Here is an 18,095-nt window from a genome sequence, read left to right on the forward strand (position 1 = left end):
AGCCAGTGAAATTCACTGGCTTTTTTATCGATAAAATAATTCAGTTAATGTGATGTCACAGAGACATGTTTATTATCCATTGCAGCACGCTGTTTGCGCGCTTCATCTAACATGCGTTGTTCGATGTCTTTTCTAAAACCAAGCATAAACACCATTTCCGCCAAAACAAATAATGGACCGATGGCTAGACCAATCACATCATCCATAAAGGCTGGTTTTTTCTTCTCATAGAAATGCCCGACAAACTGGAACGCCCAGCCGACGACAAAAATACCAATACTGAGACTTAACCAAAGGCCCAAATCAAACTGTGCAATTTTATATGCCAATGGATAAGCCATGGCATAGATTACGAACATGATCACACCAAAAATTCGATCTAAGCTCAGGTAGTAAACAATACTCGCTAAAATCAAAACCATCGCCAAGGTAATTTCAAAACTGCCCACAGCCATGCCAGCTCTTGCGGTTAAGCACATAATTGAAAACACAATCAACGGAATACCCACAAAGTGGGTCACGATATTTTTATGATCAAGATGATAAGCTGCATACTGACTTAATAATTTTTCTAATTTACTCATACTGTATTTCCTTATTGCATGATATTGATCACGATATAGAATAACTTTAAAGGAAAACAGCTCATCAAGTTGTCGTCGACCTGACAAGTTGCTCGATCAATCACGAAAGGACGCGGAATGCTGGAAGTTCAACATCAACAACAATTACTCAATAACAATTGGTTCGCCAAACTACCACAAGCCTATCAACAGTATATTGTGCAACATGCCAAATATATTGAGGTTGCAAAAGACCAAGCTGTTTTTCACTCTGGAGATTTATTTGATGGCATCTATGCAGTCTTGAACGGCGCAATTCGCTTAGGTCATGTCGACATTGAAGGTAAAGAAGCCGTTGCAGCAATCGCAGAACCGATTATGTGGTTTGGAGAAATTTCATTAATAGATCAGCAACCGCGTTCGCACGATGCGATTGCTATTCAAAAAAGCACCCTGCTCCATCTGCCTAAACGCGATGTTGAGGCGTTTATCCAAGCTACCCCAGAATTTTGGTTTCATATTGCACAGCTTGCTTCACAGAAGTTACGCCTCGCTTTTTTAGAACTAATCGCAATCCAAAGTCAAAATATCAGTCAACGACTGGCTCAACGCTTACTGTTTATTTTAAGCGGTTATGGCAACCATCTATCGATTACCAATGATGAAATCCATTTATCACAGGAGCAACTAGCTCAAATGCTGATGTGTTCACGCCAAACGATTAACCAAGAACTTCAAAACTTAGAAAAACAAGGAATACTGGCAATTGCTTTTAAAAAGATTAAGATTTTAGATCCTGCAATGCTGCATAAAATGGCACATAGCTCAGAATAGACAATCAAGTGTGTGCCTTAAGAGCGCAATTCATATAAAAAAGATGTATAAAAATATTGCTACACGGCGTAACGTCTTGACTATTTTTCTCAACGACTTTGGACTGCTGTCACCGTGTTTGACAGGCAGCTAATGCAAACATTGCAACAGCTAAATTTTTTAGATTAACTCTCAAAATTCGACTCAATTCTTATATTTTATTGTATAGGGATATTTTTATTATGTCATTCATTAAAGTTATAACCATAAAAAAGCGAGTTTTAAAAACTCGCTTTTGCTTATGCTATATCGGTCTTAGACACCTACTTTTTTAGGGTCTGTATTGCCTAAACTTGGATTATCAATTGCGCCCCGACATTGTGCTTTATCACGCTCATAATCGCTCTGTTTCTGTGCAACACTTGACGAACCGTCTAAGGTCTCACGTGCCCACACTTCTAAGCTGGTCAAGGCTTTACGACACAGTGCGTATTTTCCTTCGGTCACTGAGTCTGTCATTTTGACATTAATACGCCAGTCCGTACTGAGTTTACGTGCAGGATGACGGACTTTAGCTTCAATCTGATCCAGTTGCTTGTTATAGACCAAGCCATCTACTTCATTGATAAACACCCAAGCACGCTGGGCATATTCCGTAGCGTCATTGGTAATTTTTGGCGCAGCCTTAATTTCTACTTTTTGTTCAGGAGCTTGCTCTGACCGCCCACAAGCTTGCAAAAGTAAACTGCTTACAATGATTGCAGTCAGCCCTAAAGTACGTAATTCGAGCTTCAACATGGTTAAACGCCTCAACAAACAATTGGGCACTATGCTAGTGAATTCAGTTACAATACACAATCAATTTTGACCTATTGATAAAGTCTTCTTCAAGGTGTGTTGTGTCCGAACTTAATCCCACTCCTGCGCAAGCTGCTGGCTTTTGGCAAGGAGCTAAGGATAGCCAAGCGATTATCTTTACCTATCTGCCTGTTTCTTTTGCCTTTGGTGTATCTGCAACCCAATTTGGCTTTAGTGCATGGGAGGCTTTATTTTTATCCTGCTCAATGTATGCAGGGGCCAGTCAGTTTTTAGTGGTTGCACTATTGGGTAGTGGTACGTCTATTTGGATGACTGCCCTCACTGTAATTGCCCTAGATATTCGTCACTTACTCTATGGCCCTGCGCTACAAAACTTAATTCAAGATAAACTGAACCTAAAGAAAACTGCTATTTGGTCATGGGGGCTAACCGACGAAGTTTTTGCCTCAGGTATGATTAAACTGTCACAACGTCGTCAAGAGTGGTCTGAGTCTTGGATGCTGGGTTTAAGCCTGTTTAGTTGGCTCGCATGGGCTACAGGTTCTTTTCTAGGTGGAATGTTTGCAGACCAAGTCAGTCATTTACCCCAGTTTTTACAAGCCGCTCTAGACTTTCTATTACCTGCACTGTTCTTAAGTTTCTTATTGGCAGCTTTTGAAAAGAAACACACTTTTGTAGTGGCTGTAACCATTCTTGTATCTGCCATTGCCTGCTATTTTATTGACTTATCTGCTGCGATTTTTATTGGTATCAGTTCGGGTATTTTTGCAGGTTTGTTTAAGCACTATGTACTGAAAAAACCAGACCCTGAACATATGGGAGGTCAACCATGAATATCGAAATTATTTTGGTCGGCATTTTAGTGGGTATTGCAAATTTTGCCTCACGCTTTGGCCCATTCTTCGTCATTCAAAAATTCCAGCAAGGTTCACAAAAGCGCGGTGCCTTATGGTTAAAAATTGCATTGGGTTCGATTGGTATCGCGGCGATCAGTTCGATGCTCGTGGTTGCCACCTTGCCACCACTGTTAGATACACCCAATAAAAGTTTTGCCATGTTGGTCGGCTTTATCGTATTAGCTGGACTTTATTTCAAGTTTAAGCAAATTGTCCCTGCCACACTCACCGCAGCACTGAGCTATGGTTTGGTTTATACCTATATTCCTATGCCTTTTTAACCCATATCTTTCATCCGTCAAAACCTGATGTGCTATTTGAAACGCTCAGCTATGCAAGTCATTTCCAGCTTGATTGGAAAAGTTTATTTAGCATCCTTTTGCATGAAAATTTTGACTTTGGAATGCACAGCTTTATAAAAAAAATTGTTGGACAATATCATTAATTTATGTGAATGAACCCTGAACACCTTTCAGAGTTCTGCTATGCTAAAAGCCCATAAAATCAAGCATGGATGATTTACATGAGCGTTACTATCGGTACTCCACTTCAGCCTTCAGCATTTAAAGTCCTGCTATTGGGTTCTGGAGAGCTTGGGAAAGAAGTTGTGATTTCTTTACAACGTTTAGGTGTAGAAGTTCATGCTGCTGACCGTTACAATCATGCTCCTGCAATGCAAGTGGCACACTATGCCTATACCTTAAATATGGCAGATGCGACTGCGCTTAAACAACTCATTCAGGACGTTCAGCCGAATTTAATTGTTCCCGAAATTGAAGCGATTGCAACGCAAGTATTGGTCGAAATCGAACAAGATAATATTGCGACAGTCATTCCCTCTGCCAAAGCGGTCAATTTAACTATGAACCGTGAAGGCATCCGTCGTTTAGCTGCGGAAGAACTGGGCTTACCGACATCGGCTTACCGTTTTGCAGATACTTTAGAATCTTTCCGTGCTGCATGTGATGACATTGGTTATCCAAACTTTGTTAAACCAGTCATGTCCTCTTCTGGTAAAGGCCAATCCCGCGTAAAAGAATTTTCAGAAGTAGATGCTGCTTGGGAATATGCACAAACAGGTGGTCGTGTAAATCAAGGAACAGTAATTGTAGAATCACAAATTGATTTTGATTTTGAAATTACGCTATTAACAGTACGTTCAAAAAACCCAGAAACAGGTGAAATTGAAACTTCGTACTGCGACCCAATTGGTCACCGCCAAGATGCGGGCGACTATGTTGAAAGCTGGCAGCCTCAAGCCATGACACCAGCGGCACTTGACGAAGCAAAGCGTATTGCCAATAAAGTCACCATCGCATTGGGTGGCTGTGGTATTTTCGGTGTAGAACTCTTTGTCAAAGGCGATAAAGTGTGGTTTAGTGAAGTATCACCACGCCCACATGACACAGGTCTTGTGACGCTTGCCTCTCAGTTCCAAAGTGAATTTGAACTACATGCACGTGCGATTTTGGGTCTACCTGTCAATACAGCACGTCATAGCATTGCAGCGAGTGCCGTCATCTATGCAGGCGTAGATGATAATAACTTATCTTTTTCTGGCTTAAATCTTGCTTTGGCAAATCCAAATACTGATTTACGCATTTTTGGAAAACCAGAAGGCTTTACACGTCGCCGTATGGGCGTTGCGACAGCACGTGCTGAAACAACCGACCAAGCGCGTGAACTAGCAGCACAAACTGCTGGACTGGTGAGCGTTCATCAAAATTAAGCATTGTTAAAATATACGGATACGGTTCATGATCAATACTTCTCCACTGCTTAACTATGTCAGCAGTAATCACGACATCAAAGCGATTAATCAATGGCGTAGTGATGTCGAAAATCAATTACAAGAAAGTTTTGATCATGGCCAATCCATCCGTGATGTCATTTTAACGCGTTCAAATATGATCGATGAAGCACTTATTTTCCTATGGAAATATGCAAAACTCGATCAGACAGACTTAAGTTTATTTGCTGTCGGTGGTTACGGTCGCCGAGAGATGCTGCCTTACTCAGATGTAGACATCATGATCTTGTCTGAGGATGAGTTTAGCGAAGAACAAGAGAAACTCATTTCAGTCTTTATTTCCTCACTTTGGGATGTCGGCAATTTCAAACCCGGTATTAGTGTACGTACCATTGCCAACTGTGTTGAACAAGCAACCTCCGACTTAACAGTTGCCACAGCCCTCATCGAATCTCGTTTAATTACAGGTAATGAACACTTAGCCAAATGGCCGCGACGCATTGTTTCACAAACATGGACAGACAAAACCTTCTATGATGCAAAAATGGAAGAACAGGCTAAGCGTTATGCACAGCATAACTTTACGGAAAGTAATCTAGAGCCCGATATTAAAAACGCGCCGGGTGGCATTCGGGACATTAACCAAATTGGTTGGATTGCTAAACGGCATTTCCGCGTCAACCGTATTTATGACTTGGTGCACTTAGGCTTTATTTCAGAGTTTGAGTTAGGGGTATTAGAAGAAGCCGAAAGCTTCCTCTGGGAAATTCGTCATCACCTACACCGCCTCACTAAACGTGATGAAAACCGTTTACTGTTCGACTATCAACGTGACATTGCTGCAAAGTTTGGCTATGTGCGTGAAGAAGGTAAATCACCGAATTATCCAATTGAACAATTCATGAAGCGTTATTATCGAAGCGCTCAACAAGTCACCACGCTGAATGAAATGCTGTTGGCTTATTTCAATGAATCTGTGATTACCCCACGCCTACCGAACTATGAGCGTAACATTGAGGAAATCAATGAAAATTTTAAACTGGTCGACGGCAAACTAGCCGTTCAACACCATAAGATTTTCTCTGAAAACCCAAGTGCTATTTTAGAAATTTTCTATATATTGGCCAATCGACCTGAAATTACAGGTATTCGCGCACGTACGCTACGTCTGTTAATTTTGGCAGCTAAACGCATTGACCAAAAATATAGAGATAATCCAGCACATCAAGCCCTGTTTATGGCCATCATTCGCTCCCCGCATCGCTTATATGAAACCATGGTGGCAATGAAACGTTATGGCGTTTTAGGCAACTACATTCCTGCATTTGGGCAGATTATGGGGTTGATGCAGTATGACTTGTTCCATATCTATACCGTGGATGCACATACTTTATTATTACTGCGCAATTTAAACCGTTTCAAAGAACCTGAGTTTGCTAAAGACTTCCCTGTCGTCAGTTCAGTGTTCCAACGCCTAGCCCGTCGGGACATTGTCTATTTGGCTGCTATTTTCCATGATATCGCCAAAGGCCGTGGTGGTGACCACAGTGAGCTAGGTGCAAGCGATGCGATCGAATTCTGTCGTAGTCATGGTTTTACCGAACGCGAATGCAATCTCGTAGCATGGCTCATCCAAAACCATTTACTCATGTCCGTCACTTCTCAAAAGAAAGACATTTCTGACCCCGATGTGGTTAAAGCTTTTGCTGAGAAAATGGGCGACATGGAACATCTCGACTATCTATATACGTTGACAGTTTCGGATATCAATGCAACCAATCCTTCACTTTGGAATACGTGGCGCGCATCTCTCATGCGTCAGCTCTATACCCATGCACGTGACGTGATTCGCTCAGGTTTAGGCCGTCCTGTGGACTATCAAATGCTCATCGAGGACACTAAGTTTTCTGCCAGCGAACAACTGGTCGAAGAGTTTGCACTAGATGATGTCGAAAAAGTCTGGCAAGAACTAGGAGATGAATATTTCCTCAAAGAATCTGCTGATGAAATTGCTTGGCATACACGTGCTATTTTACAGCACGGTGACAACCCTGAACCACTTGTTTTGATGCGTGCACAGCGTAAATTTGCTCAAGATGCAGTACAAATCTTTATTTATACCCAAGATCAGCCCAATCTGTTTGCAACAACGGTTGCTATTCTCGATCGTATGAATTTGGACGTACAAGATGCGCGTATTATTACCGCAACCAAAGCATTTAGCTTAGACACTTATGTCGTTCTTGACCGTTTTGGTACGCTGCTAACCGACCCTGAACGTGAAGCAAAAGTGCTATCAGCATTAAAAGATGCATTAGCCAATTCAGATAAATACCCTGGGCTCATGCAACGTCGCATCCCTCGTCAGCTACGCCATTTCGACATTGAAAACACCGTTGATATTACGCTGAATGAAGCACTGCAACAAAACATGGTTGAAATTGCAACACTTGACCATCCCGGCTTACTTGCCAAAGTAGGCGGGCTGTTTATGATGCAAGGATTAGATATTCACTCTGCTAAAATTGCCACCCTAGGTGAGCGTGCCGAAGATATTTTCTTTGTCACCAAAAAAGATGGGCAACCCATGACCGAAACTGAAGCTGAAACTTTTGCTGCACAACTAAAATCAGCCTTAGATGAAGCCTCTAGTCAGGTCTGTGGTCAACATTAACAATACACACTGGTATTTTGTTTCATGAACTCGAGTTTATCCCTTTTACACCCTTATCCTTTTGAAAAGTTGAATAAACTATTTCAGGATATTACTCCCGCAGACTTACCCCTCATTCCACTCTCGATTGGTGAGCCTAAGCATCCTGCACCCGAGTTTGTGAAACAAGCCATTATCGAGAATTTTCAACATTTATCGACTTATCCAAACAGTAAAGGTATACCCGAATTACGCACGAGTATTGCAAATTGGCTGACCCGTCGTTTTCAACTCAATCAAATTAGTGCAGAAAACAATATATTGCCTGTTTCTGGCACCCGTGAAGCAATCTTTTCTTTTGTTCAAGCATTGGTAAATCGTGAAGATGCGCCTTATGTGGTTATGCCTAACCCGTTCTACCAAATTTATGAAGGTGCCGCTTTACTTGCTGGAGCAAAACCGTATTTTGTAAATTGCACCGAAGAAAATGGTTATCTCGGTGACTTTAATGCTGTGCCTGCTGAAGTCTGGGAGAAAACAGCTCTGTTATTTGTCTGTACACCGGGCAATCCAACTGGTGCGGTGTTATCAAAAGAACAATTCAAAAAATTAATCGCACTTTCAGACCAATATGGTTTTGTGATTGCATCGGATGAATGCTATTCAGAGCTTTGGTTTGATACTGCACCTGTGGGCCTACTCGAAGTTTGTGCTGAAATAGGCCGAGACGACTACAAAAACTGTGTCGTATTCCACTCACTGTCTAAACGCTCAAACTTACCGGGTATGCGTTCTGGCTTTGTCGCTGGTGATGCAGCTTTACTCAAGCCTTATTTACAATACCGTACCTATCATGGTGCGGCGATGCCTGTACAGCACCAATTGGCTTCGATTGCAGCATGGGATGACGAAGCGCATGTTGAAGAAAACCGTGTGCAATATCGTGCAAAATTTGATTTATTTCAAAAGGAATTGGGCCATATACTGCCCCTACAAAAACCAGATGCAGGTTTTTACTACTGGTTAAAAGTAGATAATGACAAAACTTTTGCAAAAATGCTCATGGAAAAAGCACATGTCAAAGTGCTTCCTGGACGTTATTTGTCACGCGATACTGAGCAAGGCAACCCAGGCGAAAACCATGTGCGTCTCGCTCTAGTCGCCGATCTCGCACAGTGTGAACAAGTTATTACTCGCCTTAAAGCAATTTTATAAATAAACTCATCTAAAAAAGAAAAACCTCCTATAATGGAGGTTTTCTTATCATCAACTCTAAAAATAATAGGCCTAATCTATGTCCCTTATTTTTAATGATCCAGATACCATGAGCATGATTGCAAACCCAAGAAAACAAGTCCCAGACATCTTATAAAGCCAATTGAGGCGCTGAGTTAAAAAATGATTCCAGCGCTTCCAACTCAATAACTTAAGCAACAGTAGATTCCACATCAGAACCACAGTCACCATCCAGAGACTCATTGAAAGCAAGGTATAAACATCAAATTTTGGGTGGTGTTTCAAAAAGTATGTTGATTATATTTTAACCACAATTGAAATCTCATAAAGCATTAAAAATATAGTGAATTTAATTTACTTATTTTCAATTTCTCTATTGACAGAATTAACTAGCATACTTTTTGAAACACCACCAAAGTTTGTTCTTTTTCCCAATAAGACAGTGCAGTATCAAATAATTGACTGTTGAAGCAACCAAAGTCTTGATACATCCTTGGCTGTTTATACAGCACAGGTTTGAACTGCGGAATGTTATGACAAATATCATTATATCCAGTTTTTGTAACAACTAGTTCAATCAACGTGCATCTAAATGCATCATTTGGTAGCTCCAAGCCTGATCTGGAACAGGATTACATGCATGTTCTACATGTGCAGGAACCAATACCAAGGTACCCGCGTCTATTTGTTGCGTTCCACCAAAATGACTAGTGAAAATACTGTTGCCTTGATCCACCGCTCCAATTGAAAATGTCGGATGACTATGGGCTTTATAACAAGTACGACTTGCACATGCCCGACGTGTTTCCACATAAGGCATGCGCGGATCACTCCAAAATTCAACTGAAGCGCCTTGCTCTTTCATCACTGACGACACATCAACAGATTATTGTTGTAATGCTTTTTCAATATCTGCCTGAATCGCTTCAGGCTTGGTGGTTGGCGCATATCGATTAATTACTTTGCCATCTTTACCAATCAAGAATTTTGTAAAATTCCACTTAATGCCGCTGCCGAGAATCCCTTTGCTGTTATTGGTTAAATAACGGAATATGGCGTGGGCTTCAGGGCCTTTAACATCAACTTTGGAAAACATGGGAAAAGTCACCCCATAGTTTTTCTGACAATACGTTCCTATTTGCTCATTGCTACCCGGATCTTGCCCCCCAAACTGATTACAAGGGAAGCCTAACACCTCAAACCCTTGTGCATGATATTGCTCATAAATTTTTTCTAGTCCAGCAAATTGTGGTGTAAAACCACATTTACTGGCCGTATTGACGATGAGTAGCACTTCGCCCTCATAGTCAGCAAAGGATTTATTTTTTCCATCTAACAATTCCGCTTCAAACTGATAAATGTTGGTCATGGATAAGTATCCTCATCACTTTTTTCTTGTGTTTCTAGTTCTAATGAAGCCGAGTTTACACAGTAACGTAAACCTGTAGGCTCAGGTCCATCTGTAAAAACATGGCCTAAATGAGCATCACAGTGATGACATACAATTTCGGTACGCACCATGCCATGTGTTGTATCTTGATGCTCTTCTATCACAGTCGTATTGAGTGGCTTATAAAAACTTGGCCAGCCGCAACCACTGTCATATTTGTTTTCAGAATTAAATAATGGCGTACCACAGCAACGACATACGTAAGTGCCTGCTTGTTTAGTATTCCAATATTTCCCCGTAAAGGCTGGCTCCGTCCCCTTTTGTCGCGTAATGCGAAATTCGTCAGGTGATAACTCTCTTTGCCATTCTCGGTCTGTTTTATTGAGTTTTCCCATGATTACGTCCCTTTCTATCTTGCTATTTAAAATAGGATAATCCTATATTTACGTGATTCATCTTAAAATTTCTAGTGTTTAGTTCACAATTTACAAAAGACCTATAATTCCAATAAAAGCAAAAAGAAAGCAATTAATAAGAATGGTAAGCAATTTATTTTCTTAAATGCTTTTTTGTGAGCAAATTTAGTGTTAGTCTTATTGACATTCTTGCTCAGGATTAAAAAATGTCGCAAAAAAAGAGCGTTATTTTTAAACATCTACTGCCTGTGATTAAACAATATCAACAGGTGGGTTTTACGCATGAAAAAATTGTTGCTTTACTCAGAGATGAACATGATCTCGATCTGGTGACAACTGAAACATTTAAAAGCTATTTATACCGTTATGCAAAAGTGACCTCCACTCTTTCCGAGAACATCAAAATGCCGAACACTCTCCACACCCCACGCGAAATAAAAAAATCGTCTAAGCTCGAGCATGTTTGCTACGACATCCGTGGACCAGTGTTGCGAGCGGCCAATGAAATGGAAGAAGCCGGTCATAAGATTATCAAACTCAATATTGGTAACCCTGCACCTTTTGGTTTTGAAGCTCCTCAAGAGATTATTAATGATGTAGCTTTAAACCTGCCAAATGCAGTGGGCTATACCGACTCAAAAGGGATTTTCCCTGCGCGTAAAGCCATCTGTCAGTACTACCAACAAAAAGGCATTTTAGATATGCACGTTAATGACGTGTATATCGGAAATGGTGTCTCTGAATTGATCGTGATGGCCATGCAAGGCTTGTTAGATGATGGTGACGAGATGCTCGTGCCAATGCCTGACTATCCCCTTTGGACGGCTGCGGTAAATCTTTCAGGCGGTACAGCTATTCATTATAAATGTGATGAAGAAAACTTTTGGTATCCCGATATTGCGGATATGGAGAGTAAAATCACACCACGTACCCGCGGTATCGTGATTATTAATCCAAACAACCCAACAGGTGCAGTTTATCCACGCCATGTACTTGAGCAAATCGTCGCATTGGCTAAAAAGCACGATTTGATTTTGTTTGCAGATGAAATTTACGACAAAATTGTTTATGACGGTATTGAACATGTTTCTGTAGCAGCATTAGCGGGTGACCAACTCTGTATCTCTTTCAATGGCTTATCTAAAGCATACCGTATTGCGGGTTACCGTTCAGGCTGGATGGCCATCACAGGCGATAAGTCACGTGCAGTCGACTATATTGAAGGTTTAGATATGCTCGCTTCTATGCGTTTGTGTGCCAACCACCAAGCACAGTATGCCATTCAAACTGCTTTAGGCGGCTACCAGTCAATCAATGATTTAATTCGTCCGGGTGGTCGTTTATACGAGCAGCGTAATATTGCTTGGCAAATGTTGAATGACATTCCAGGTGTATCATGTGTTAAGCCTGAAGGTGCAATGTATTGCTTCCCGAAATTGGACCCAGAAATCTATCCAGTTCAGGATGATGAAAAACTGATGCTTGATCTACTTCGTGCTGAAAAAGTACTTCTGGTTCAAGGCACAGGCTTTAACTGGCCAACACCAGATCACTTCCGTGTGGTGTTCTTACCTGCTGAAAATGAACTACGTGAAGCCATTACCCGAGTAGGCCGTTTCCTTGCGAAAATGCGTTAATTGATCACTTAAAAAACCGTACTTTATGTACGGTTTTTTTATTTACAAAACTGTAATACATCACTTTTCAAGTTTGGCATAAGTTTAAAAGAAGCAGCCATTTTGCTGTGATTCCATTGAGATGATGGGGAGTCGCTTATGGGGACAATTGCGGTAACATCCTGGAAATACAATGCTTCTTCACGCTATTTAAAAATTTTCTATGCCGATGGTTCAGGCGAGTTGTATCATCCCGTGCCTGAATTTGTTTATAACAATTTAGTTCGATGTAATAATAAAACAGCCTTTGTTCATAAATATTTAGAATATGATTTGCACTTTACACGCTTAAGTATTCATTAATTTTTCAAGCACAAACAATCAGGATTTATCCTGATTGTTTTCCATGATCCCACGTCACCACCAACAAGCCGGCACCAATCGCTAATGTAGACAGGTTAAACTGCTCGTCCTGCTGAATAAGCGCGATGAAGTCCGTGACTTGATCTGCATGCGATAGAACATTATCAGCCACCAAAACTCCGCGTGAAACACACATTAGTCGTTTCAAATCTGGCCAATAGTCGACATAAGCATCACGTTCAGCATCTAGCAATATAAAATCAAAGATGGCTTGCGACTGCTTCAAATATTCAGCTGCGTCACCCACCCAAAACTCAACGCCATTGGATAAATTGAAATCCGCAAGATGACTCGCGGCTTGTTGACTTCTCTCAGCATCAATTTCCAAAGTGGTTAATCGAGCATTCACTTGTTGCGCTGCATAAGCCAACCATAAGGTTGAGTAGCCCGTTGATGTTCCTATTTCTAATATCTGCTGAGGCTGTTGAATATGCACCAGTTGCGCCAAAAACTGTGCAGACTCAGGCTCAATATTGCGAAAGCGCGCAATACGATCTGCTTGCGTACTGTCATGTTCTTGAAAGCGTTGATATAAGGCCGATACTTTATTCAAAAATTCTGCATGCATGATCAAATCCCCCTCTACTTTACTTAGCGTTGTTTATACTTCTTGAATCAGTTTAAAGCGCTCAACTTCACGATCATCTTCTAGCATTACCGTTTCAGTAAACATGGCAAGTGGACGTACCCAAATCGAGTAATCCCCATATAAACACTGATAAACCACCAGTTTTTCTTCGGTTTCACTATGCGTCGCTACATGTAAAACTTGATACAGTTGCCCTTTATAATGCTGATAAATACCGCGCTGTAATTGCATCACTTGCTTCCCTATTTTTTAATTGTCTCGATCATACCTAATTTATACGGCTGAAACTGCAAATCACTTGAAAAATCATTTAATTCCCCCATATAGCTTTATGAAATGATTGAAGAAAATACTTTTAAATCTATAAAACCGATTATTAAAATAAAAACAAACTGTTTTATCTATTTTTAGATTTACTCTATGATTCTTCTATCAAATAAATTTATAGACTGCTTTGGAGAGCTTAACAATGTTAGATCAAAATACTTCAGCTCAATTAAAAACACTTCTTGAACGCCTAGAAGGTCCGATTGAATTGGTTGCGACTTTGAACGGTACTGAGAAATCAGACAAAATCAAAGAATTGGTTGAAGAAGTTGCAGCACTGTCTCCACTGGTGACTGCACGTTTTGATGGTCAAAACTCACGTGTACCCAGCTTTGGTGTAGCAAAAGCCGGTGAAGAACCGCGTGTTTTCTTTGCGGGTTTGCCGATGGGGCATGAGTTTACCTCTTTGATTTTGGCATTGTTACAAACCTCAGGTTACGCACCCAAAGTATCGGATGAAGTTTTGGCTTCAATCAAAGCTTTGGGCATCCAGTCTAACTTTGATGTATTTGTCTCTTTAAGCTGTCATAACTGTCCAGACGTGGTGCAAGCCTTGAACCTGATTGCCATTTACAATCCAGGCACGACAGCAACTATGATTGATGGTGCATTCTTCCAAGATGAAGTTGAAGAACGCAAAATCATGGCTGTACCGATGGTGTTCCAAGACAACACCCATATCGGTCAAGGCCGTATGACCTTGGAAGAAATTATTGCCAAACTGGATACCAATTCAGCAGTCAAAGAAGCTGAAAAACTCAATGCCAAAGATGCTTTTGATGTTCTCGTGATTGGTGGTGGCCCTGCGGGAAATACCTCTGCCATTTACGCAGCACGTAAAGGCATTAAAACAGGGATCGTGGCTGAACGTATGGGTGGTCAAGTCATGGATACCATGGACATTGAAAACTATACCTCGATTCAAAAGACCCAAGGGCCGAAGTTTGCTGCTGAAATGGAAGCACATGTACGTGAGTACGGTGTGGACATCATGAACTTACAACGTGTTTCTAACATCAAAGGTGCAGATGAGACCGCGAATGGCTTGGTTGAAGTCACTTTAGAAAATGGTGCGAAGCTTGAATCTAAAACTGTGATTCTTTCAACAGGTGCACGTTGGAGAGAAATGAATGTGCCGGGCGAAGCAGAATACCGTACTCGTGGTGTTGCTTACTGCCCACACTGTGATGGTCCACTGTTTAAAGGCAAACGTGTAGCAGTAATTGGCGGAGGTAACTCAGGTGTCGAAGCTGCGATTGATCTTGCTGGGATTGTTGAACATGTAACTTTGGTTGAGTTTGATACCAAACTACGTGCCGACCAAGTGTTGCAAGACAAATTGCATAGTTTGCCTAACACTACGGTGATCCTGAATGCACTCTCGACCGAAGTTGTGGGTGATGGTTCACAAGTGACGGCATTGAAATATAAAGACCGTGCAACGGATGTAGAACATACGGTTGAGCTTGCAGGAATCTTTGTGCAAATTGGTTTATTACCAAACACTGATTTCTTAAAAGAGACTGCTGTTGAGCTTTCAAACCGTAATGAGATTATGATTAACGATCGCAACGAAACCAATGTCAAAGGTATATTTGCCGCAGGTGACTGTACGACTGTGCCATACAAGCAAATCATCATTGCCACAGGTGAAGGCGCGAAAGCAGCTCTGTCTGCTTTTGATTATATTATTCGTTCTGGCGTGTAATCCTCTCAAATGCTTCCCTGCTAAAGGCTTATAGGCAACTCAGCTTATAAGCCTTTTTATCACGCTGTTTTTTATAAAAAATTACATTTTTTTAACAATAATGCAGTCTGCTTTACATTCAAAGTAGATTATATTTTGCCCAACCCCTACTTTTGGGTATAAAACGAAAAGGATATGAAAATGAATAAATTACTTATTGCTTTAGGTCTTGCTGCTGCTGTTGTTTTAGTGGGTTGTTCAAAAGAAAAAGCACCTGAAACAGGTGCAACGACAGGTGAACACCTTGAAAATGCTGCTGAACAAGCAGGTCATGACATTAACAAAGCTGCAAGTGAAGCCGTATCTGACACTCAGAAAGCGGCAGATGAAGCATCTGCAAAAATTGGTGCTGCCGCTGACGAAGCTGCTGCGAAAACTGAAGCTGCTGCTGAAGATGTTAAAAATGCCTCTAAAGAAGCAACAGCTCATGTTGCTGGTGCAGTAGAACAAGGCGCTGCTGATGTGAAAGAAAAAGCGCAATAATATTTCTAAACTCAAAAAAGCCTCCCACTCGGAGGCTTTTTTATGGGCTGTGCTATAGTAGATGAAACGTGCATTATTAAATAAATCATAACTTTAAATTTTGAGGATGATCTATCGTCATGTCCTATTCTCACCATGTTGAACCTCATTTAATTCATCGTACTGGTTGGCTACGTGCAGCGGTTTTGGGTGCCAATGACGGCATCATTTCAGTGACCAGTTTGATTATGGGGATGGCAGCCAGTGGCGCAACAAGCCATACCTTACTCATCACGTGTATTGCAGGGCTCATTTCAGGTGCAAGCTCTATGGCTGCGGGTGAGTATATTTCGGTGAAGTCTCAATCAGATATTGAAGAAGCCGACTTAAAACATGAAGCTAGGGAGTTAGATAAAAACCCGCACTTAGAACTTAAAGAACTGACTCAAATTTATATACAACGTGGACTAGAACCCGCACTAGCGCATGAAGTCGCAGTACAACTCAGCGCACATGATGCACTGTCTGCACATGCCCGTGATGAAATAGGCATCCATGAAAATACCAGTGCCAAGCCACTTGAAGCAGCGGGTTCTTCTGCCCTCGCCTTTTCACTGGGCGCTCTGTTTCCCATGCTGGCCATTCTCTTAAGCCCTCAAGGTTATCTGACTCAGTCAGTTGCTCTTACAGGGGTACTATCGTTGTTCGGTTTAGGGGCTTTATCAAGTTACTTTTCTGGGACTTCTATGTGGACAGGTGCATTTCGCGTGACGCTATGGGGGATTTTTGCGATGCTGTTTGCCAGTTGGATTGGTTCCCTATTTAATGTGCATGTTTAACGTTAACAACAGGATAAGTGTTAACAATCTACCTATTGTCTTGTCCTGAAATAGATTGACAGTATCCACTTCAAACCGAGTTAAGCAATTAGCTCGGTTTTAGTTTGTTCATACATCTGATTCGGGGTGTTCATATTTAAACTTAAATGTGGTCTATAGTAATTATAAATCATGATAGATTCCGTAATTAAGTGATCTAACTCCTTCATGGTTTGACATCGTGTAGTTAAAAACTCCTGCTTTAATATTCCATTAATCCGCTCTGCTAATGCATTTTGATAACAGTCTCCTCCATCTGTCATGGAAGGACATATCCCATAATGGCGCAATGCCGATTGATATAGCTCAGAGCAATACTGAGAGCCTCTGTCTGAATGATGAATCATCCTAGTCGCTCGATCCGTCACATGCTGCATCGCCATATGTAGAGCCTGCATAACATTCTCCGCACGCATATCATTCGATAACTTATAACCTTTAATCTGACGGGTATAAGCATCTGTCACCAATGATAAATAATGTACGCCTTCAGCACTCTCAACATAAGTAATATCACTAACAAAGACTTCGTTGGCTTGCACTGCTGAATAATCCTTTAATAAATTTGGATGCTTCTTCATCCAATGCTTGCTATCCGTAGTTTTTGTATAGCGACGCTTGGGGTGAATCAATAAATTATTTTCTTTCAATATTTTAAATAACTGATCCCGTCCACACTTTAAACCACGCTGCAACAATTTGCCTTTAATAAGCCAATACAGCTTACGTGTTCCGATACTTGGCATGAGACATGCGATACTCCATAATCAACTCGAGTATTTGTTCGGTTATTTGTGCAGTCATTTGAGCACGTTTTTCTGCTTGATAATAAGCTTGTCGAGTGATTCCTAACCACTGACAATAACGTGAAACGCTTAGTCTTCTTTGGCTTTGCCAATCTTTGAAACGTGCTCGGTATACTTTTTTCCAAGATCAGTCCCACACTCTTTATCAATGTGATAAATCACATCCTGTATAAATTCAGTTTTGAGCTTTTCTGCGGCTAACTGTTTTTCTAATTGGCGGATTCGTTGTTGGGGTGTCAATTGACGTTTAGAAGAAGTCGGCATATTCGAAGTCCAATCTTGTTGTCCGTGCTTGCGTAACCATACCAGCACAGTTGATCTTCCTTGAATACCATATTTTGCCTGAGCTTGTTTATAAGTAATTTGCCCTTTTTCTACTTCATGTACCACCATCATTTTAAAGGCCAAGCTATAATCACGTTGTGTACGTTTAACTCGTTGTTCTCGTGCATGTTCCATAAAATAAGTCTCTTAAGGTGTAAACTTATTTCAGGACGGGACATATTAAAAATGTAAAAAAGCCCATGGATTGAATGGGCTTTTTACTATTTACAGCATCATTTATCATCAACTTTAAGCTTGCACATTTTTCTCTGAGCCACTACTCAGATGCACTATTACTGATGATTGAGGTTCCATTCTACAGGTGCAACAGCTTATTTTTTAATTAGCATGAATTAATTAACGTCTGTTCTCCTTCCCATAACAGCC

18 protein-coding genes and 1 pseudogene are annotated in these 18,095 nt (G+C 41.0%); 11 read left to right on the plus strand and 8 right to left on the minus strand.

The annotated features are described in order from the left end of the window. Positions 1-44 precede the first annotated feature (44 nt). The gene (locus AC4CU2_RS09360; RefSeq protein ID WP_490768706.1) at positions 45-584 is read right to left on the minus strand and encodes an Mpo1 family 2-hydroxy fatty acid dioxygenase; all 540 of its coding nucleotides are present in this window, start codon (positions 582-584) and stop codon (positions 45-47) included. 117 nt (positions 585-701) lie between these two features. On the opposite strand from AC4CU2_RS09360, the gene AC4CU2_RS09365 reads away from it, so the two are divergent. After that, the gene (locus tag AC4CU2_RS09365) at positions 702-1,397 is read left to right on the plus strand and encodes a Crp/Fnr family transcriptional regulator (RefSeq protein WP_010326580.1); all 696 of its coding nucleotides are present in this window, start codon (positions 702-704) and stop codon (positions 1,395-1,397) included. Between the two features lie 294 nt (positions 1,398-1,691). Here AC4CU2_RS09365 and AC4CU2_RS09370 read toward each other — a convergent pair whose 3' ends face one another. Next, positions 1,692-2,174, minus strand: coding sequence for a hypothetical protein (locus AC4CU2_RS09370; protein ID WP_184118489.1), 483 nt, complete (start codon positions 2,172-2,174; stop codon positions 1,692-1,694). Positions 2,175-2,275: 101 nt separating this feature from the next. Between AC4CU2_RS09370 and AC4CU2_RS09375 the strand changes: the two genes are divergently transcribed. The 5 genes from AC4CU2_RS09375 (at position 2,276) to dapC (ending at position 8,709) form a co-directional block, all read left to right on the plus strand. Continuing rightward, entirely contained in the window at positions 2,276-3,028 is a 753-nt protein-coding gene (locus AC4CU2_RS09375; protein ID WP_062034766.1) for an AzlC family ABC transporter permease, read from the plus strand. Continuing rightward, a complete protein-coding gene (gene ygaH / locus AC4CU2_RS09380; protein ID WP_062034767.1) occupies positions 3,025-3,372 on the plus strand; it encodes an L-valine transporter subunit YgaH in 348 nt (115 codons plus the stop codon). Before AC4CU2_RS09375 ends, ygaH begins: the two co-directional genes overlap by 4 nt. Before the next feature lie 233 nt (positions 3,373-3,605). Continuing rightward, the gene (gene purT / locus AC4CU2_RS09385; protein WP_171254086.1) at positions 3,606-4,820 is read left to right on the plus strand and encodes a formate-dependent phosphoribosylglycinamide formyltransferase; all 1,215 of its coding nucleotides are present in this window, start codon (positions 3,606-3,608) and stop codon (positions 4,818-4,820) included. A 28-nt stretch (positions 4,821-4,848) separates the two neighbouring features. Next, positions 4,849-7,515 (plus strand): [protein-PII] uridylyltransferase, encoded by a 2,667-nt coding sequence (glnD, locus tag AC4CU2_RS09390; RefSeq protein WP_125274609.1) that lies wholly within the window; start codon positions 4,849-4,851, stop codon positions 7,513-7,515. 24 nt (positions 7,516-7,539) lie between these two features. Beyond that, positions 7,540-8,709, plus strand: a complete 1,170-nt coding sequence (gene dapC / locus AC4CU2_RS09395; protein WP_490768708.1) for a succinyldiaminopimelate transaminase — start codon at positions 7,540-7,542, stop codon at positions 8,707-8,709. Between the two features lie 598 nt (positions 8,710-9,307). On the opposite strand, the gene AC4CU2_RS09400 is transcribed toward dapC, so the two are convergent. Genes AC4CU2_RS09400 through msrB form a run of 3 tightly spaced genes read right to left on the minus strand, consistent with a single transcriptional unit; the run spans position 9,308 to position 10,515 of the window. After that, positions 9,308-9,595: an AraC family ligand binding domain-containing protein gene (locus tag AC4CU2_RS09400; protein WP_490769225.1), complete on the minus strand. Its 288-nt coding sequence runs from the start codon at positions 9,593-9,595 to the stop codon at positions 9,308-9,310. Positions 9,596-9,616: 21 nt separating this feature from the next. Further along, the gene (locus tag AC4CU2_RS09405; protein WP_004980122.1) at positions 9,617-10,099 is read right to left on the minus strand and encodes a glutathione peroxidase; all 483 of its coding nucleotides are present in this window, start codon (positions 10,097-10,099) and stop codon (positions 9,617-9,619) included. Then, complete coding sequence (msrB, locus tag AC4CU2_RS09410) at positions 10,096-10,515, minus strand: peptide-methionine (R)-S-oxide reductase MsrB (protein ID WP_005399615.1); 420 nt, start codon at positions 10,513-10,515, stop codon at positions 10,096-10,098. The genes AC4CU2_RS09405 and msrB overlap by 4 nt, the downstream gene beginning before the upstream one ends. Before the next feature lie 227 nt (positions 10,516-10,742). On the opposite strand from msrB, the gene AC4CU2_RS09415 reads away from it, so the two are divergent. Further along, positions 10,743-12,173 carry a pyridoxal phosphate-dependent aminotransferase gene (locus AC4CU2_RS09415; protein WP_005399616.1) on the plus strand — a complete coding sequence of 477 codons (1,431 nt, stop codon included), beginning with the start codon at positions 10,743-10,745 and terminating at the stop codon, positions 12,171-12,173. 138 nt (positions 12,174-12,311) lie between these two features. Further along, positions 12,312-12,515, plus strand: coding sequence for a KTSC domain-containing protein (locus tag AC4CU2_RS09420; protein WP_086209342.1), 204 nt, complete (start codon positions 12,312-12,314; stop codon positions 12,513-12,515). A 25-nt stretch (positions 12,516-12,540) separates the two neighbouring features. Here the strand turns inward: AC4CU2_RS09420 and AC4CU2_RS09425 are convergent, their stop codons facing one another. Then, the gene (locus tag AC4CU2_RS09425) at positions 12,541-13,143 is read right to left on the minus strand and encodes an O-methyltransferase (protein WP_422842310.1); all 603 of its coding nucleotides are present in this window, start codon (positions 13,141-13,143) and stop codon (positions 12,541-12,543) included. A gap of 33 nt (positions 13,144-13,176) precedes the next feature. Continuing rightward, on the minus strand, positions 13,177-13,395 hold the full coding sequence (locus tag AC4CU2_RS09430) for a DUF1653 domain-containing protein (protein ID WP_004693482.1): 219 nt from the start codon (positions 13,393-13,395) through the stop codon (positions 13,177-13,179). 238 nt (positions 13,396-13,633) lie between these two features. Between AC4CU2_RS09430 and ahpF the strand changes: the two genes are divergently transcribed. The 3 genes from ahpF (at position 13,634) to AC4CU2_RS09445 (ending at position 16,539) form a co-directional block, all read left to right on the plus strand. Then, a complete protein-coding gene (gene ahpF, locus AC4CU2_RS09435; protein ID WP_242759236.1) occupies positions 13,634-15,199 on the plus strand; it encodes an alkyl hydroperoxide reductase subunit F in 1,566 nt (521 codons plus the stop codon). Between the two features lie 180 nt (positions 15,200-15,379). Continuing rightward, positions 15,380-15,721 carry a hypothetical protein gene (locus tag AC4CU2_RS09440; RefSeq protein ID WP_058869489.1) on the plus strand — a complete coding sequence of 114 codons (342 nt, stop codon included), beginning with the start codon at positions 15,380-15,382 and terminating at the stop codon, positions 15,719-15,721. A 119-nt stretch (positions 15,722-15,840) separates the two neighbouring features. Beyond that, a complete protein-coding gene (locus AC4CU2_RS09445) occupies positions 15,841-16,539 on the plus strand; it encodes a VIT1/CCC1 transporter family protein (protein ID WP_125273371.1) in 699 nt (232 codons plus the stop codon). Between the two features lie 80 nt (positions 16,540-16,619). Here the strand turns inward: AC4CU2_RS09445 and AC4CU2_RS09450 are convergent. Then, positions 16,620-17,843: pseudogene (locus AC4CU2_RS09450) on the minus strand (IS3 family transposase). Between the last annotated feature and the right edge of the window lie 252 nt (positions 17,844-18,095).

The sequence above is a fragment of the Acinetobacter sp. 797_lipA genome, from assembly GCF_058243025.1.

Bases quoted from the DNA above. Each gene is read 5' to 3' on its own strand.
- AC4CU2_RS09360 (WP_490768706.1), bottom strand. From the start codon at position 584: ATGAGTAAATTAGAAAAATTATTAAGTCAGTATGCAGCTTATCATCTT.
- AC4CU2_RS09365 (WP_010326580.1), top strand. From the start codon at position 702: ATGCTGGAAGTTCAACATCAACAACAATTACTCAATAACAATTGGTTC.
- AC4CU2_RS09370 (WP_184118489.1), bottom strand. From the start codon at position 2,174: ATGTTGAAGCTCGAATTACGTACTTTAGGGCTGACTGCAATCATTGTA.
- ygaH (WP_062034767.1), top strand. From the start codon at position 3,025: ATGAATATCGAAATTATTTTGGTCGGCATTTTAGTGGGTATTGCAAAT.
- purT (WP_171254086.1), top strand. From the start codon at position 3,606: ATGATTTACATGAGCGTTACTATCGGTACTCCACTTCAGCCTTCAGCA.
- glnD (WP_125274609.1), top strand. From the start codon at position 4,849: ATGATCAATACTTCTCCACTGCTTAACTATGTCAGCAGTAATCACGAC.
- dapC (WP_490768708.1), top strand. From the start codon at position 7,540: ATGAACTCGAGTTTATCCCTTTTACACCCTTATCCTTTTGAAAAGTTG.
- AC4CU2_RS09400 (WP_490769225.1), bottom strand. From the start codon at position 9,595: ATGAAAGAGCAAGGCGCTTCAGTTGAATTTTGGAGTGATCCGCGCATG.
- AC4CU2_RS09405 (WP_004980122.1), bottom strand. From the start codon at position 10,099: ATGACCAACATTTATCAGTTTGAAGCGGAATTGTTAGATGGAAAAAAT.
- msrB (WP_005399615.1), bottom strand. From the start codon at position 10,515: ATGGGAAAACTCAATAAAACAGACCGAGAATGGCAAAGAGAGTTATCA.
- AC4CU2_RS09415 (WP_005399616.1), top strand. From the start codon at position 10,743: ATGTCGCAAAAAAAGAGCGTTATTTTTAAACATCTACTGCCTGTGATT.
- AC4CU2_RS09420 (WP_086209342.1), top strand. From the start codon at position 12,312: ATGGGGACAATTGCGGTAACATCCTGGAAATACAATGCTTCTTCACGC.
- AC4CU2_RS09425 (WP_422842310.1), bottom strand. From the start codon at position 13,143: ATGCATGCAGAATTTTTGAATAAAGTATCGGCCTTATATCAACGCTTT.
- AC4CU2_RS09430 (WP_004693482.1), bottom strand. From the start codon at position 13,395: ATGCAATTACAGCGCGGTATTTATCAGCATTATAAAGGGCAACTGTAT.
- ahpF (WP_242759236.1), top strand. From the start codon at position 13,634: ATGTTAGATCAAAATACTTCAGCTCAATTAAAAACACTTCTTGAACGC.
- AC4CU2_RS09440 (WP_058869489.1), top strand. From the start codon at position 15,380: ATGAATAAATTACTTATTGCTTTAGGTCTTGCTGCTGCTGTTGTTTTA.
- AC4CU2_RS09445 (WP_125273371.1), top strand. From the start codon at position 15,841: ATGTCCTATTCTCACCATGTTGAACCTCATTTAATTCATCGTACTGGT.